Annotated in this window: 19 protein-coding genes; 8 read left to right on the plus strand and 11 right to left on the minus strand. The window is 59.5% G+C overall.

All coding sequences use genetic code 11. The features are described 5' to 3' along the window. Window position 1: 1 nt before the first annotated feature. The 3 genes from modB to L6D81_RS11005 form a co-directional block, all read right to left on the minus strand. Window positions 2-682, minus strand: coding sequence for a molybdate ABC transporter permease subunit (gene modB, locus L6D81_RS10995; protein WP_236179065.1), 681 nt, complete (start codon window positions 680-682; stop codon window positions 2-4). Next, a complete protein-coding gene (gene modA, locus L6D81_RS11000; RefSeq protein ID WP_236179066.1) occupies window positions 683-1,438 on the minus strand; it encodes a molybdate ABC transporter substrate-binding protein in 756 nt (251 codons plus the stop codon). Window positions 1,439-1,624: 186 nt separating this feature from the next. After that, window positions 1,625-2,686 carry an NAD(P)H-dependent flavin oxidoreductase gene (locus L6D81_RS11005; protein WP_236179067.1) on the minus strand — a complete coding sequence of 354 codons (1,062 nt, stop codon included), beginning with the start codon at window positions 2,684-2,686 and terminating at the stop codon, window positions 1,625-1,627. 215 nt (window positions 2,687-2,901) lie between these two features. Here L6D81_RS11005 and acuI point away from each other — a divergent pair, with 215 nt between their 5' ends. Further along, complete coding sequence (acuI, locus tag L6D81_RS11010; protein WP_236179068.1) at window positions 2,902-3,885, plus strand: acrylyl-CoA reductase (NADPH); 984 nt, start codon at window positions 2,902-2,904, stop codon at window positions 3,883-3,885. Window positions 3,886-3,891: 6 nt separating this feature from the next. Here acuI and ada read toward each other — a convergent pair whose 3' ends face one another. The 5 genes from ada to L6D81_RS11035 all read right to left on the minus strand — a co-directional run bounded on the left by ada (window position 3,892) and on the right by L6D81_RS11035 (window position 7,028). Next, window positions 3,892-4,959: a bifunctional DNA-binding transcriptional regulator/O6-methylguanine-DNA methyltransferase Ada gene (gene ada / locus L6D81_RS11015; RefSeq protein ID WP_236179069.1), complete on the minus strand. Its 1,068-nt coding sequence runs from the start codon at window positions 4,957-4,959 to the stop codon at window positions 3,892-3,894. Between the two features lie 88 nt (window positions 4,960-5,047). After that, window positions 5,048-5,710 carry a DNA oxidative demethylase AlkB gene (gene alkB, locus L6D81_RS11020; protein ID WP_236179070.1) on the minus strand — a complete coding sequence of 221 codons (663 nt, stop codon included), beginning with the start codon at window positions 5,708-5,710 and terminating at the stop codon, window positions 5,048-5,050. Between the two features lie 5 nt (window positions 5,711-5,715). Beyond that, complete coding sequence (locus tag L6D81_RS11025) at window positions 5,716-6,429, minus strand: 2OG-Fe(II) oxygenase (protein ID WP_236179071.1); 714 nt, start codon at window positions 6,427-6,429, stop codon at window positions 5,716-5,718. A gap of 91 nt (window positions 6,430-6,520) precedes the next feature. Continuing rightward, complete coding sequence (locus L6D81_RS11030) at window positions 6,521-6,691, minus strand: hypothetical protein (protein WP_007958927.1); 171 nt, start codon at window positions 6,689-6,691, stop codon at window positions 6,521-6,523. A gap of 34 nt (window positions 6,692-6,725) precedes the next feature. After that, the gene (locus L6D81_RS11035; protein WP_039768744.1) at window positions 6,726-7,028 is read right to left on the minus strand and encodes a DUF1883 domain-containing protein; all 303 of its coding nucleotides are present in this window, start codon (window positions 7,026-7,028) and stop codon (window positions 6,726-6,728) included. A 211-nt stretch (window positions 7,029-7,239) separates the two neighbouring features. Here L6D81_RS11035 and L6D81_RS11040 point away from each other — a divergent pair, with 211 nt between their 5' ends. Beyond that, window positions 7,240-7,596, plus strand: a complete 357-nt coding sequence (locus tag L6D81_RS11040) for a hypothetical protein (protein WP_236179072.1) — start codon at window positions 7,240-7,242, stop codon at window positions 7,594-7,596. Between the two features lie 72 nt (window positions 7,597-7,668). Then, a complete protein-coding gene (locus L6D81_RS11045) occupies window positions 7,669-7,899 on the plus strand; it encodes a hypothetical protein (RefSeq protein WP_236179073.1) in 231 nt (76 codons plus the stop codon). 2 nt (window positions 7,900-7,901) lie between these two features. Here L6D81_RS11045 and L6D81_RS11050 read toward each other — a convergent pair whose 3' ends face one another. Together L6D81_RS11050 and L6D81_RS11055 are read right to left on the minus strand one after the other, a co-directional pair. Beyond that, on the minus strand, window positions 7,902-8,198 hold the full coding sequence (locus L6D81_RS11050) for a hypothetical protein (RefSeq protein ID WP_236179074.1): 297 nt from the start codon (window positions 8,196-8,198) through the stop codon (window positions 7,902-7,904). Between the two features lie 140 nt (window positions 8,199-8,338). Beyond that, window positions 8,339-8,527 (minus strand): hypothetical protein, encoded by a 189-nt coding sequence (locus L6D81_RS11055; protein WP_041475286.1) that lies wholly within the window; start codon window positions 8,525-8,527, stop codon window positions 8,339-8,341. A 247-nt stretch (window positions 8,528-8,774) separates the two neighbouring features. Between L6D81_RS11055 and galU the strand changes: the two genes are divergently transcribed. After that, complete coding sequence (galU, locus tag L6D81_RS11060) at window positions 8,775-9,614, plus strand: UTP--glucose-1-phosphate uridylyltransferase GalU (protein WP_007958937.1); 840 nt, start codon at window positions 8,775-8,777, stop codon at window positions 9,612-9,614. A gap of 129 nt (window positions 9,615-9,743) precedes the next feature. Continuing rightward, window positions 9,744-11,102, plus strand: coding sequence for a glutathione-disulfide reductase (gene gorA / locus L6D81_RS11065; protein ID WP_236179075.1), 1,359 nt, complete (start codon window positions 9,744-9,746; stop codon window positions 11,100-11,102). Here gorA and L6D81_RS11070 read toward each other — a convergent pair. Beyond that, window positions 11,099-12,103 carry a DNA-binding protein gene (locus L6D81_RS11070; protein WP_236179076.1) on the minus strand — a complete coding sequence of 335 codons (1,005 nt, stop codon included), beginning with the start codon at window positions 12,101-12,103 and terminating at the stop codon, window positions 11,099-11,101. The genes gorA and L6D81_RS11070 overlap by 4 nt on opposite strands. 177 nt (window positions 12,104-12,280) lie before the next feature. Here L6D81_RS11070 and L6D81_RS11075 point away from each other — a divergent pair, with 177 nt between their 5' ends. The 3 genes from L6D81_RS11075 (at window position 12,281) to ahpF (ending at window position 15,614) form a co-directional block, all read left to right on the plus strand. Beyond that, window positions 12,281-13,219, plus strand: a complete 939-nt coding sequence (locus L6D81_RS11075) for a site-specific integrase (protein ID WP_236179077.1) — start codon at window positions 12,281-12,283, stop codon at window positions 13,217-13,219. 136 nt (window positions 13,220-13,355) lie between these two features. Continuing rightward, the gene (ahpC, locus tag L6D81_RS11080; RefSeq protein WP_003224621.1) at window positions 13,356-13,919 is read left to right on the plus strand and encodes an alkyl hydroperoxide reductase subunit C; all 564 of its coding nucleotides are present in this window, start codon (window positions 13,356-13,358) and stop codon (window positions 13,917-13,919) included. A 132-nt stretch (window positions 13,920-14,051) separates the two neighbouring features. Continuing rightward, window positions 14,052-15,614 carry an alkyl hydroperoxide reductase subunit F gene (ahpF, locus tag L6D81_RS11085; protein WP_236179078.1) on the plus strand — a complete coding sequence of 521 codons (1,563 nt, stop codon included), beginning with the start codon at window positions 14,052-14,054 and terminating at the stop codon, window positions 15,612-15,614. Window positions 15,615-15,631: the final 17 nt, after the last annotated feature.

The following is a 15,631-nucleotide window of genomic DNA, read 5'->3' on the forward strand; positions in this document are numbered from 1 at the left end:
ATCAGCTCCAGCCCGCGCGGGTCTTGCGGCTGGAATACAGCGCCAGCAACACCAGAAACGAAAACACCAGCATCGCCCCGGCCAGCCAGTGCGCCTGCGCGTATTCTATGGCTTCGACGTGGTCGTAGATTTGTACGGAAACCACCCGGGTCTTGTCGGGAATATTCCCGCCGATCATCAGCACCACGCCGAATTCGCCGACGGTGTGGGCGAAACCGAGGATTGCCGCAGTGATGAAACCGGGGCGAGCCAGAGGCAGGATCACGCTGAAAAAGGTGTCCCAGGGATTGGCGCGCAATGTCGCGGCCACTTCCAGTGGCCGAGTGCCGATCGCGGAGAAGGCGTTTTGCAAGGGCTGCACCACAAACGGCATGGAATAGAGCACCGAACCGATCACCAGGCCAGTGAAGCTGAACGTCAAGGTGCCGAGCCCCAGCCACTGGGTGAAATGGCCAATGAAGCCATTAGGGCCGAGCGCCAGCAGCAGATAAAAACCGATGACCGTCGGTGGCAGCACCAGCGGCAGCGCGACAACCGCGCCGATGGGGCCGCGCAGCCAGGAACGGCTGCGCGACAACCACAGGGCAATCGGCGTACCGATGGCCAGCAGGATAACGGTGGTCAGGGACGCCAGTTTCAGGGTCAGCCAGATCGCCGCGAAATCGGCACTCGTCAGCGCCATTTACAGTTGATAACCGTAGGACTTGATGACCGCAGCGGCTTTCGGGCCTTTGAGATAATCAACCAGCGCCTTGGCGGCGGCGTTGCCCTTGCCCTTGTTGAGGATCACCGCGTCTTGCTTGATCGGGTCGTGCAGGCTCGCCGGCACGATCCACGCCGAGCCGCCGCTGACCTTGCCGTCCTTGAAAATCTGCGACAGGGCGACGAAGCCCAGCTCGGCGTTGCCGGTGGACACGAACTGGTAGGCCTGAGTGATGTTCTGGCCTTCGACGATCTTGGCTTTAGTGGCGTCGGTCAGTTGCAGTTTTTCCAGCACCTGAGTGGCGGCCAGGCCATAAGGTGCAGCTTTCGGGTTGGCGATGGACAGGTGCTGGTACTGGTTTTTCTTCAGAACATCGCCTTTGGCATCGACGTAACCTTCCTTGGCCGACCACAGCGCCAGCGTGCCGATGGCGTAGGTGAAGCGCGAGCCCTTGACGGTGTCGCCTTCTTTCTCGAGTTTTTCAGGGGTGGTGTCATCGGCCGCGAGGAATACTTCGAACGGCGCGCCGTTTTTGATCTGGGTGTAGAACTGACCGGTGGCGCCATATGCAGCGACCAGTTTGTGCCCGGTGTCCTTTTCGAAATCCGCGGCAATCGCCTGGATCGGTGCAGTGAAGTTGGCCGCGACAGCGACTTGCACTTCGTCGGCCTGAGCGGCACCGATGGCGAATGCCGCGAGCAGGCCAGGGGCAAAACGTGAGACACGATTGATCATGTAACGGCTCCGTGAGTGGCAAGTGCAGTGGGCAGTTGTTATTGAAGAGGCAGACTGCGCCGATGCGAGAGCATGAGACGCTGTATAGCGAAATATATAGCGAAATATATAGCGAAATGCCGCCAGACAGGAAGCGCTGCTGTGAAACCGGGTGGAGGCGCCGCGTTCCTCACCCGGTGGGGTTTATCATCGCGCCAGTTTTGCCAGTGCGCCTTCAGCCAGTTGCCGGGTCAGTTCAGCGCTGCCGAGGTCTTTGCCGAGCGTGAAGGCCTGGCCGGCCCAGAGGTTGCTGAAATCTGCTTCGCCCTTCGCACGCAGCGGCATCAAGGCACCGCCAGCCAGCGGAAAAGCCGGGGCCTTGTCCGACATCGGGCCCAGTTCGCGCATCACCCGATTGAGAATCCCCCGCGCCGGACGCCCGGTAAACAGATTGGTCACCGCGGTCTCGCTTTCCTTGGCGGTGCGCAAGGCCTTGTAGTGCGACGCGCTGACTTTCGCTTCCGGGGTAAACAGATACGCCGTCCCGACTTGAACAGCCGAAGCGCCGAGCATGAACGCGGCCGCCACGCCGCGCGCATCGGCAATCGCACCGGCTGCAATCACCGGTACATTTACCGCGTCGACCACTTGCGGCACCAGCGCAAACGTACCGACCTGACTGCTCAGGTCCTCGCTGAGAAACATCCCGCGATGGCCGCCGGCCTCGTAACCCATGGCGATGATCGCGTCGCAACCGTTCTGCTCGAGCCAGATCGCTTCGTCGACGGTGGTTGCCGACGAGATGATTTTCGCACCAGTGGCCTTGACCCGATCCAGCAAGGATTTTTCCGGCAGGCCAAAGTGAAAGCTCACCACTTCAGGGCGAAACTCTTCCAGCACTTCGCAGGCAGCGGCATCGAAGGGCGCGCGATTGGATACTGGCGTTGGCGCATCGAAATCGACACCCAGTTCGCGATAGTAGGGTTCCAGCAGTTTTTTCCAGTCACGGGCCTTTTGCTCATCGGCGGCCGGAGGTTGATGGCAGAAAAAGTTGACGTTGAACGGCTTGTTCGTGCCTTGGCGAATGGTCTTCAGTTCTTCGCGCAGTTGTTCGATGGTCAGCATCGCCGCCGGCATTGAACCGAGGCCACCGGCGTTACAGGTCGCGATGACCATCGATGAATTCGTGGCACCGGCCATGGGGCCCTGGATGATCGGCAGTTCGATGCCGAACAGGTCAAGAATGCGGGTATCAGGCCATTGACTCATGGAATAGCTTCTCCGACGACAAAACAGGGCAGGGACGGTAGCAGCCGGTTTTTTAACGCAAAGCCACCCCCCATGACCAGCACAGATTTGTAGCTTGAACAACAGGCGCTGGCTCGGTGTTCGGGCCCGATTGGCTAAAGGTCGAGTGGGGCAAAATGTTGCAATGTGCTATTCCAATGCCTCGACATCCTGAATTTCACCGGTAAGAGGCAGTCATGTTCAAAGGTATTCTGATCGACAAAGACGACAGCGGTTATCGCGCCAACCTGCAAGAAATCAGCGACGAGCAGTTGCCGCAGGGCGATGTGACAGTGGATGTCGCGTACAGCACGCTGAACTTCAAGGACGGCCTGGCGATCACCGGCAGCAGCCCGGTGGTGCGCAAGTTTCCGATGGTGCCGGGGATCGATCTGGCGGGCACCGTCGAAGTCAGCTCACACCCGGACTACAAGGTTGGCGACGCGGTGCTGCTCAACGGCTGGGGCGTCGGCGAAAACCACTGGGGCGGCCTGGCGCAGAAGGCGCGACTGAACGGTGACTGGTTGATTCCGCTGCCCAAGGCATTCACCGCTGCGCAAGCCATGGCCATCGGCACGGCGGGCTACACGGCGATGCTGTGCATCATGGCGCTGGAGCGCAACGGCGTGACACCGCAACAGGGCGAAGTGCTGGTGACGGGCGCCAACGGTGGCGTTGGCAGTTTTGCGATTGCGTTGCTGAGCAAGCTTGGCTACCGCGTGGTCGCTTCGACCGGTCGAGTGTCTGAACACGAATACCTGAAGCACCTGGGCGCTGGCGAAATCATTGATCGCGCCACCCTGTCCTTGCCCGGCAAGCCGCTGGCTAAAGAGCGCTGGGCGGGCGTCATCGATTCGGTTGGCAGCCACACGCTGGCCAATGCCTGCGCCAGCACCCGGGCCGAAGGCACCGTGGCCGCGTGCGGTCTGGCTCAGGGCATGGACTTTCCGGCCTCGGTCGCGCCGTTCATTTTGCGAGGCGTGACGCTGGCCGGAATCAACAGCGTGACCCAGCCCAAGGCCCGCCGCATCGAGGCCTGGGATCGTCTGGCGAAGGACCTGGATTTTGCTCTGTTGCCACTGATCAGCCATGAGATCGGCCTCGGCGAAGCGATCGACGCGGCACCGAAGTTGCTGGCGGGGCAGCTCCGAGGGCGGGTGGTGGTGGATGTGAATCGCTGATCACTGTCAGGTTTTGCCTTCACGTTCGAGCAATTCGCGCTTGCGCTCCACGCCCCAGCGGTAGCCCGACAGATTGCCGTCACTGCGCACAACGCGATGACAGGGGATCGCCACCGCGAGGCTGTTGGCACCGCAAGCCTGAGCGACTGCGCGCACGGCTTTTGGCGAGCCGATACGCAGGGCGATGTCCGCGTAGCTGGCGGTGCTGCCGACCGGTATTTCCCGCAGCGCCTGCCACACCCGTTCCTGAAACGCCGTACCGCGCACGTCCAGTGGCAAATCCAGTCCAATGGCGGGCGCCTCAATGAAGCCGACGACGCGAGCGATCAGTTGTTCGAACTCGGCATCGGCGCCGATCAGGTTGGCCCGGCGAAACTGGTCCTGCAGGTCGCAGACCAATTGGTGCGGATCGTCCCCCAGCAAAATCGCGCAGATCCCGCGTGCGCTCTGTGCCACCAGAATGGCGCCGAGCGAGCACTGGCCGACGGCGAACCGAATGTCATTGTTCTGCCCGGCGGCCCGGAAATCGCCGGGTTTCATGCCCAGTACCCGATCGGCTGCCTCATAGAAGCGGCTGTTGGAATTGAAACCGGCGTCGTACAGCGCATCGGTCACCGAGCCGCCGTCTGCCAGACGCTGACGAACCCGGCGCGAGCGATGCGCGGCGGCATACCCCTTGGGAGTCAGGCCTGTCGCAGTTTTGAAAATACGGTGAAAATGGAAGGCACTCAGGCCGGCGGCTTTGGCGAGATCATTGAGTGCCGGAAAGGTGTCCGACGCCTCGATCTGACGACAGGCTGCCGCAACGGTGGCGGCATGCTGCGCTGCGACTTCGGTCTGATCCTTGTTCACTCTTCTGCTTGGGCGATATCCCGCGGCTTCGGCTTCTTCGGCGGTCTCGAAGAACTCGACGTTCTGTGGTTTCGGCAAGCGCGCCAGGCTACTGGGGCGGCAATAGATGCCGGTGGTTTTCACGGCGTAGACAAACTGGCCGTCCGCCCGAGCGTCGCGTGCCAGGACAGCGGCCCAGCGTGGATCGTCTTCAGTGTTCAGCGAGATGGAAAGCGTTTTCATGATGGAGAGTCCGTTGACCTGTTGAATGTCAGGTTAACCAGTGCCGCCAGCCGGAACACTCCGACCCTTGCGGTCAAACTTTTCAGGATTATCCAGCGGTGCGAAATGTCAGGTTGAAGCGCTGTTCGCCCAAGCGCGGGTGCCGGCCAGGCTTGACCGGCAGGATACCGTGATAGCGCAACCGATCGACGCCGCCCCAGATCACCATGTCGCCGTGCAACAACGAGATTTTCTGGCTCCTGTCGCCGCGCGCGAAACCGCCGAACAGGAATGTGGCGGGCAGTCCCAATGACAGCGAAACGATCGGCGCTTCGTAGGCACTTTCGTCTTTGTCCTGATGCAACGACATCTTCGCGCCTGGGACATAACGATTGATCAGGCAGGAATCCGGCATGAAGTCCGCAAATCCCGCGCGTTTCGCCGCTGCCTGGGCCAGCTCTCGAAAAGCCTCGGGCATGGCCGGCCAGGGGCGATGGCTCACTGGATCTTCGGATGAATAGCGGTAACCGCTGCGATCAGTGATCCAGCCCAGTGCGCCGCAACTGCTGGTGGCCACCGACATGCTGAAGCCTCCGGGTGTCATCATGTGACGCAACGGGGCGCAGGCGATGATCGCTTCCAGGGCCGGTAACAACTGCTCGATGTGCGGCAGGGCGAAACCGCGCAGCACCCAGGATTGCTCGCCGATCTGTTCGGCGCGCCGGGGTTGTTCGGATTCTGTGTCGGCGAACAGATCGAAGGTGGTTTGCATGATCGTCAGGTCGCGTCGTGGAAAATGATGCCCAGAGTATGCCGTTTTCCGCTGTGCAATCGGCTGACGCCGTGGCGCATGGTCACCCGATAATCACTGCGCACGCCTTTGACCGGCCGCTGATTGACAGCAAAGATCAGCGCGTCGCCTTTTCTCAGGTCCATCACCAGCGGGCGCGATTGCATTCTCGGACGTTGTTCGGTCATGACGAACTCGCCGCCGGTGAAATCTTCGCCAGGTTCTGACAGAAGAATCGCCACTTGCAGTGGGAACACATGTTCGCCGTACAGGTCCTGATGCAGACAGTTGTAGTCCTGTGGACCGTATTGCAGCAAGAGCGGGGTAGGTCGCAGTTGACCGGCGGCGTGGCAGCGCTCGAGAAATTCGCTGTGTCGCGCTGGAAAACGCTCCGGCAATCCCATTCGTTCATACCAGCGGTTGGCCAGAGGCACGAGTCGCGGATAGAGCGCGCTGCGCAGGCGTTCCACCACCGATGGAAGCGGATAGCGCAGGTATTTGTATTCCCCGCGCCCGAAACCGTGACGGGCCATGATGACCCGGGATCGAAACGGTTCACTTTGTGGGTAAAGCGCACTCAACCGATCACAGGTGTCCGGGCGCAGCAGCGTGCGGAGAACGGCACAACCGTCTAGGTCCAGTTGCTGCTCGAGGGCGATCCAGTCGAGCGCATCGAGCGGGGAGGCGGGTGAGGGTGGCATGCTGATTCCTTGGCTCATATTCAGGTATCAGTCTGGGGCGTCCACCCGGCCGGAACACTCCGCCGCTTGCGGTCTAATTGTCACCCGGGGCTTACAGGGCCTTGCTGACGCTGATGTCGCTGATGACATCGTCGCTCTGGCCGTGCAGGGCATCCAGCGCTGCCTTGGCTTCTTCCGGGGTGCCGTTTTCCAGTTGGGCGAACTCGAAGCGGCGTTCGCCGTTGAGTTTGTACTTGATCACGTATTTGGTCGTTTGGGCCACGTTGATGCTTACCTGTGTGCGTGGGCGGAACCGCTCAGCTGAGCTTGGAGCTCGAGCGGCGAATGATCTTGATCGAATGCGTCAGGGTTGGCTTGCGGGTCACGCTGATCGCCCGTCGGCTGACGGTGTCGATGGTGATGTTCCAGAAGCCGGTGCTTGGCGCGGTGATTCGGGCGGGGAACGTGTCGAAAGCGCCGCCGTGATAGGTGTGGCGCCCGCCATTCTTGAAGCTGCGGAAGTTGGCGTCGTTCATCAGACGGATGTTGCAGGTTTGCGAGCATTGAATGACGACGATGTCGTCCTCGTTGAGGTGCTCGCGCTGGTGAATGAATTTCATGGGCGCCTCCAGAAGGGCTTTTTCTACAAAATCAAAACGATAGCATTGTCGATTGGCGCAGTTTATCAGCCCGGACAGGTTATTATCCGGCCGTCGGGCACCGCTTTGACAATTAAAAACAGATATTCACGATTCGATGTGGGTTAAATGCAGTGAGCCTCGGAGAAAAACGGTATTCGTGCTGTCGGAGGGTCTTTATTGGAGGTTTTGTATGAAGTGGGGTGTGGTGATTCTGCCGTTGGCATTGGCAATGGGTGGTTGCGCAAGCGTTTCGCAAATCAATGAAACGCTGCCGACCATGAACGTCATTTCCGGCAAGAAACCCCATGAATATGCACAGTGCCTGTCCGAGAAACTGGCCGACAGCCGGGGTGCCTTGCAGGTAGAGCGGCACAAGGACGAGGTTCGGGTCATTGTGCCGGGCAAGCTGGGATCGGGCCCGGCAGCGGTGTTTGACATCGAGGATCGCTCCGGCGGCAGCAGTATCAAGCTGCACGAACGGATGTCCAATGTGCCGCTGCGCCCATGGGATGTGCGCAAAGCTGCCACGGCCTGTATTTCCGGCTGATAGACTGTCAACAGTCAGCATTGATGCCGTCACAGCGTTGCTGTGGCGGCATTGTCATTTCTGGAGCGGTGAATGAAGAGAGAGCAGGTGCAGGAGCGACACAAGGAAGGACTCATTGCGGCTACCCATGTGATCCAGAACCCGGCGAATCCGGGGGAGTGGATCGTGTTTTTCAAGAAAAGCGCCGGTCGCAGCTACTTTCTGGTCGACGATAACGACGAAGTCGAATCCTTCAACCGGCTCGACGACCTGATCGAAGTCGTGCGCGGGCTGGGGATCAAGTTCGCCGAAATTCACATGTAAGGCTATTTACACACCACCACCACGCTACGGTTTTTGTAGTTGCCGACGTCGACGCCCAGCGTCTTGTCGCTTTCCTTGGGCGCTGGTGTGCCGTCGGTCCCGACGATGCGATAGCCGGTTCCGGCGCAGGACGCGTCAGCCTTTTCATAACAGCTGGCCCAGGAGTTGGCCTCGCCGGAGCAGTCGATGCTCAGGCCTTGTTCACCGTTGTTCAGGTAAGTGGTCTGCGAAGTAGCGCAGCCGGTCAGGGCCGCGAGCGCAATCAGGGGCACGAAACGGATGAAGGGGCGGTTGGTCATGGCTATGTCATCTTCGAGAGGGAGGGGGCTAGACGCTATGACAGCGCCGACATGAAAAGGTTATAGCGATTGGCCACTTCTTTGTGCGCAGCCCAAAAAAAGCCCTGCGCGAAGGCAGGGCCGGGATTTGCAGTCGCCGATCAGTCCTGATCCTTGCCGCGACGCTTCGGTGCGGCAGGCGTGTAATCAAGCACCGCGGCCACTTCAATCGCCATTGCTTCAGTGGGCAACGGGCCGGATACATCTTCGCCGTTGGCGGCAGTGATATGCCACTGGCCATCTTTCGCCTTGGCGACGGTGTACCCGTTGATGATTTTTGCTGCGGACATCTAGCGGCCTCGTTGGCTGGTTCAAAGGCGCCATGATAACGGTAAATCGGCGAACGGGCGCAGGTCGATGAGGTGTTTCGAGATCTTTGGGCTACGCTGATTGCGCAGCCTCTGTGTGCGGATTGAACTATCCGCCAGATTATTTCTCTATGTTGACATCGGTTAGCCAGTGCGGGGCATTGTAAGGTGTACGCCGCCTGATTAGACTGCGCCGAAACTCGTACACACAGCCCTTTCAAGGACTTATATGATCAAGAAATGCTTGTTCCCAGCAGCCGGTTACGGTACTCGCTTCCTCCCAGCGACGAAGGCCATGCCCAAAGAAATGCTGCCGGTGGTAAACAAGCCACTGATCCAGTACGGCGTCGAAGAAGCTCTGGATGCCGGTCTGAACGAAATCTCCATCGTGACCGGCCGTGGCAAACGCGCTCTGGAAGACCACTTCGACATCAGCTATGAGCTGGAAAACCAGATCAAGGGCACCGACAAGGAAAAATACCTGGTCGGTATCCGCAAGCTGTTGGACGAGTGCTCGTTCTCCTACACCCGTCAGACCGAAATGAAAGGCCTGGGTCACGCGATCCTGACCGGTCGCCCATTGATCGGTGACGAACCGTTCGCTGTGGTGCTGGCAGACGACCTGTGCGTGAACCTCGAAGGTGACGGCGTACTGACCCAGATGGTCAAGCTGTACAAGCAGTTCCGCTGCTCGATCATTGCCATTCAGGAAGTCGATCCGCAGGAAACCAGCAAGTACGGCGTGATCGCTGGCGAAATGATCCGCGACGACATCTACCGTGTACACAGCATGGTCGAGAAGCCAAAACCGGAAGACGCGCCATCGAACCTGGCGATCATCGGCCGTTACATCCTGACCCCGGACATCTTCGATCTGATCGAACAGACCGAACCAGGCAAAGGTGGTGAAATCCAGATCACCGACGCCCTGATGAAACAAGCCCAGAACGGCTGCGTGATGGCCTACAAGTTCAAGGGCAAGCGTTTCGACTGCGGTGGTGCGGAAGGCTACATCGAAGCAACCAACTTCTGCTTCGAGAACTTCTACAAGACTGGCAAGGCTTACTGATAGCGCCTGACCTGCCTGTACGAAAAAGCCACCTCCGGGTGGCTTTTTCATTTTCCGCCCCCATATCGCCAGGAGCGCTTGCCCAACGGACGACGACGGGTATGCTGATCGCCTGCCGAGGAGATAGAAATGGCCTACGATTTTGACCTTTATGTGATTGGTGCCGGTTCCGGCGGTGTGCGGGCTGCGCGTTTTGCTGCCGGGTTCGGTGCGAAAGTGGCGGTGGCCGAGAGCCGTTATCTGGGTGGGACCTGCGTGAACGTCGGTTGCGTACCGAAAAAACTGTTGGTGTATGGGGCGCATTTCGCCGAAGACTTCGAGCAGTCCTCGGGTTTTGGCTGGAGCTTGGGCGAGGCGGATTTCGACTGGGCCACGCTGATTGCCAACAAGGATCGCGAGATCAATCGCCTGAACGGCATTTATCGCAATCTGCTGGTCAACAGCGGCGTGACCCTGCATGAAGCCCACGCGAAAATCGTCGGCCCGCACGAAGTTGAGGTCAATGGCGAGCGATACACCGCGAAGAATATTCTGATCGCCACCGGTGGCTGGCCACAGATCCCTGAGATTCCGGGGCATGAGCATGCGATCAGCTCGAACCAGGCGTTCTTCCTCAAAGAACTGCCCAAGCGTGTACTGGTCGTCGGTGGCGGCTACATCGCTGTTGAATTTGCCGGGATTTTCCATGGCCTGGGCGCCAACACGACATTGTTGTATCGCGGGGATCTGTTCCTCCGTGGTTTCGACGGTTCGGTGCGTAACCATTTGAAAGAAGAACTGACCAAGCGCGGTCTGGATCTGCAATTCAATGCCGACATTGCCCGTATCGACAAGCAACCCGATGGCAGCCTGAAAGCGACACTCAAGGATGGTCGCGTGCTGGAGGCGGATTGTGTGTTCTACGCCACCGGCCGACGTCCGATGCTGGACAACCTGGGGCTGGAGAACACTGATGTGCAGCTCGACGACAAAGGCTTCATCAAGGTCGACGAGGAATATCAAACCACCGAGCCATCAATCCTGGCGCTGGGCGATGTCATCGGTCGCGTACAGTTGACGCCGGTGGCGCTGGCCGAAGGCATGGCGGTGGCGCGGCGTCTGTTCAAGCCTGAGCAATATCGTCCGGTGGATTACAAGATGATCCCGACGGCCGTGTTCAGTCTGCCGAATATCGGCACCGTCGGCCTGACCGAAGAAGAGGCTCGGGAAGCGGGCCACGAAGTCGTGATTTACGAAAGCCGCTTCAGGCCGATGAAGTTGACCCTGACTGACTGCCAGGAGCGCACGCTGATGAAGCTGGTGGTCGATGGCAAGACCGACAAGGTCCTGGGCTGTCACATGGTCGGGCCGGATGCCGGCGAGATCGTGCAGGGCCTGGCAATCGCATTGAAGGCCGGCGCCACCAAGCGTGACTTCGACGACACCATCGGGGTGCACCCGACGGCGGCCGAAGAGTTTGTCACCATGCGTACGCCGGTCGGCGCTTAAGTCTTTTTCGGTTCTGCTGCGTCTGGCGCTGCCGCAACGGCCGTGGCCAGGCGCAAGCTGGCTTGAACCGTGGTCAATTCCTTTTCCAGTGACTGATTGAGTTGCGACTGCTCGTCGACGTTCTGCTTGAGCGTCTGGCTTTCCAGCAGTGCCACACGCAAACGTTCCTGAAGGAGGGTGCGTTCGCTGTCGACGCGAGACGCTTGCTCCAGCAGTTGATCCTGACGCTGATTGCTTTGTTTGAGTTGATCCTGCATCAGGCTCAATTCGCGTACGGTGCCGCGATTTTCAGTCAGCAGGCGCTCGTTGTCGCGGTGCAGCTGGGTGATCTCGTCCTGACGTACCAGGGCGCTTTGCTGCGCCTGGCGTAACTCCATCTGCAACTGCTGAATCTGAGTTTCGTGGCGGCTTTGCTCCTGCTCGCGCTGTTCCTTGATGGCGTTGCGGTAGTGCTCAAGCGCGTCGCGGGCGTGCAGGTGTTTCTCTTCCAGTGAGCGGATCTGCTCGTCCTTGTCCTGCAGGCGCAGCTCAAAATCCGCCAGTGCCTGATTCAGCCCGGCGTTGCGGGTCTGTTCGGTCTGCAGCATTGAGCGGGTATCGCTCAGGGCTTCGGATTCCTTGGCCAGCGCGGCGCCCTGAATGTCGTGTTTCTTCTCCAGTTGCGCATGATCCTGACGAAGCAGATTCAGCTCGCTTTCCAGTGCCTGACGCTGTTGTTCGTACTGCTCGCGTGCCTGGTCGATCGGCTCCTGCGCCTGTTCTTTCAGGCGTTGGGCAAGGCGCGTGACGAGCGCCAGCAGCTCGTCATCGATGGGTTCTGCCGAGAGATCGGCCGGTTCGCTGCCGTCATCGAGTTCCTTCAGATAGCGATGAATCGTGGTTTTTGAACCGGTATTACCCAGCTCGATGCGTACTGCGTCGATGCTGGGGTGTTCGCCACGGGCGAGGATCGCTGCGCGCGCGATCTGGACGACTGCTTTGTTAACGCCGCCACGGGCCATATCTGCTCCTACCATTTCGTACTGTGGTACATGCCACTAAAGTACGCAGTGTACCACGTTGAAAATAAAGTAAAACAAGCACCGATAAACGGGCGGGATATACTGGTATTACCCCATGTGAAACCCATAAAATCGTTCACCTGACAAGCCTTCAGTACGCCACGAGAGAATCAGCCCATGAGCGACATCGATCGCTATCTGCAAGCCGCCACCCGCGACAACACCCGCCGCAGTTATCGCGCGGCCATCGAGCACTTCGAATCCGTGTGGGGCGGTTTTCTGCCGGCGACAGGGGACAGCATCGCGCGGTATCTGGTGGCGCATGCCGGCGTGCTGTCGGTCAACACGCTGAAGTTGCGCCTGTCGGCGTTGGCGCAGTGGCATAACAGTCAGGGCTTCGCCGATCCCACCAAGTCGCCAATGGTGCGCAAAGTGTTCAAGGGCATCCGCGCCCTGCATCCCGCGCAGGAAAAACAGGCCGAGCCTTTACAGCTGCGCGATCTTGAGCAGACCGTTGCCTGGCTTGAACAGGAAATGAAGGACGCCCGGGAGAAACTGGATCGTCCGCTGCTGCTACGTGCCTGCCGCGACCGCGCGTTGATCCTGCTGGGCTTCTGGCGTGGCTTTCGCAGCGATGAACTGTGTCGGGTGCAGATCGAGCATGTGCAGGCGCACGCCGGCAGCGGCATTACCCTGTACCTGCCGCGCAGCAAGGGCGATCGGGAAAACCTCGGGCAGACCTATCAGGCCCCGGCGCTGCTGAAGTTGTGCCCGGTGCAGGCTTACATCGAATGGATCACCGAAGCGGCGCTGGTACGGGGCCCGGTGTTTCGCGCCGTCGATCGCTGGGGCAATCTCGGCGAGGAGGGCTTGCACGCCAACAGTGTGATCCCGTTGTTGCGCCAGGCCCTGGAGCGCGCAGGAATCTCCGCCGATCGTTACACCAGCCACTCCCTGCGTCGCGGTTTCGCAACATGGGCCCACCAAAGCGGCTGGGATCTCAAATCGTTGATGAGTTATGTGGGCTGGAAGGACATGAAGTCCGCCATGCGCTATGTTGAAGCGAGCCCCTTTCACGGGATGGCCCGGATTACGGATAAGCCGCTGTCGCCGTAGAGATCGTTTTCTTCTATTAATACTCTCAGCTAATAGCGAAAACAAATCAGCAGCATCAGGTTTGCCAATGAGCCATCCGTCGAGTGACTGGGTAGGATTCACCCATCGAATTCACAACCCTGACGGAGAGTCATCAATGCCTATCATCAACAGCCAAGTAAAACCGTTCAAAGCTACCGCATTCAAAAACGGCGACTTCGTACAAGTCTCGGACGCTGACCTGAAAGGCAAATGGTCCGTAGTGTTCTTCTACCCGGCCGACTTCACTTTCGTTTGCCCAACCGAGCTCGAAGACCTGGCTGACAACTACGCCGCCTTCCAGAAGCTGGGCGTAGAGATCTACAGCGTTTCGACCGACACTCACTTTGCCCACGCTGCCTGGCACAACACTTCGCCAGCCATCGGCAAAATCGAATACACCATGATCGGCGACCCGACCCACGTCATCTCCCGCAACTTCGACGTGCTGATCGAAGAAGCTGGCCTGGCGGATCGTGGCACCTTCGTGATCAACCCTGAAGGCCAGATCAAAATCGTTGAACTGAACGATGGCGGCGTTGGCCGTGACGCTTCCGAGCTGCTGCGCAAAATCAAGGCTGCTCAGTACGTCGCTGCTCACCCAGGCGAAGTTTGCCCGGCCAAGTGGAAAGAAGGCGAGGCCACGCTGGCTCCGTCCCTGGACCTGGTCGGCAAGATCTGAGTCTCTGTGACACACGCAATGCAGGGCGGGACTCCGCACCTACTTAAGTAAGCTGCACCGCCCAATAGAAAAGCCCGGGCGAGATTCGCTCGGGCTTTTTTTCGCCTCAAATAAAGTCAGGAGATCGCCCGTATGTTGGACGCCAATCTTAAAGCCCAGTTGAAATCGTACCTGGAACGGGTCACCCAGCCGATCGAGATCGTTGCTTCACTCGACGACGGTGCGAAATCCCGTGAAATGCTCGACCTGTTGAAAGACGTTGCCAGTCTTTCGCATCAGATTACCTTGATCGACAGCGGCGACGATGCGCGCAAACCGTCGTTCTCGATCAACCGCCCCGGTGCCGACATCAACCTGCGTTTCGCCGGCATCCCGATGGGCCATGAATTCACCTCGCTGGTGCTGGCCCTGCTGCAAGTCGGCGGCCACCCTTCGAAGGCCAGTGTCGAAGTGATCGAACAGATTCGCTCGCTCAAGGGTGAGTTCAACTTCGAGACTTACTTCTCGCTGTCCTGCCAGAATTGCCCGGACGTTGTTCAGGCACTGAACCTGATGGCCGTGCTGAACCCGAAGATCCGCCACGTCGCCATCGACGGCGCGCTGTTCCAGGACGAAGTCAACGATCGCAAGATCATGGCCGTGCCAAGCATTTACCTGAATGGCGAAAACTTCGGTCAGGGCCGCATGGGCCTGGAAGAAATCCTCGCCAAACTCGACACCGGCGCCATCGAGCGTCAGGCCGAGAAAATCAGCGCCAAGCAAGCCTTTGATGTGCTGGTGGTCGGCGGTGGCCCGGCCGGAGCTTCGGCGGCGATTTACGCCGCACGTAAAGGCATTCGCACCGGTGTTGCAGCCGAGCGCTTTGGCGGTCAGGTGCTGGACACCATGGCCATCGAGAACTTCATTTCCGTACAGGAAACCGAAGGCCCGAAACTGGCGACCGCGCTGGAAGAGCACGTCAAGCAGTACGACGTCGACATCATGAACCTGCAGCGCGCCGACAAGCTGATCCCGGGCAAGAATGGCGAGCTGCATGAAGTCCGCTTCGCCAGCGGCGCGACCCTCAAGGCCAAGAGCGTGATTCTGGCGACCGGCGCGCGCTGGCGCGAAATGAACGTGCCGGGCGAACAGGAATACCGCAACAAGGGCGTGGCGTACTGCCCGCACTGCGACGGCCCGCTGTTCAAAGGCAAGCGTGTGGCGGTGATTGGCGGGGGGAACTCCGGCGTCGAAGCGGCCATCGACCTGGCCGGTATCGTGTCGCACGTAACGCTGCTGGAGTTCGACGTTCAGTTGCGCGCCGACGCCGTACTGCAACGCAAGCTGCACAGCCTGCCGAATGTCACTGTGATCACCAGTGCGCTGACCACCGAAGTCACTGGCGACGGACAGAAGGTCAACGGCCTTCGCTACAAGGATCGCAATACTGACGAGCTGCGCACGGTCGAGCTGGAAGGGATTTTCGTGCAGATCGGTCTGCTGCCCAACACCGATTGGCTCAAAGGCACCATCGAGCTGTCGCCGCGCGGCGAGATCATCGTCGACAACCGTGGTGAAACCTCGATCCCCGGCATCTTTGCCGCTGGTGACGTGACCACCGTGCCGTACAAGCAGATCGTGATTGCGGTGGGCGAGGGTGCCAAGGCTTCCCTCAGCGCTTTCGATCATCTGATCCGCACTTCGGCTCCGGCGTAAGCCAAAGGCCTGAAAAA

The sequence above is a fragment of the Pseudomonas sputi genome, assembly GCF_021603585.1.
Taxonomy (GTDB): Bacteria; Pseudomonadota; Gammaproteobacteria; order Pseudomonadales; family Pseudomonadaceae; genus Aquipseudomonas; species Aquipseudomonas sputi.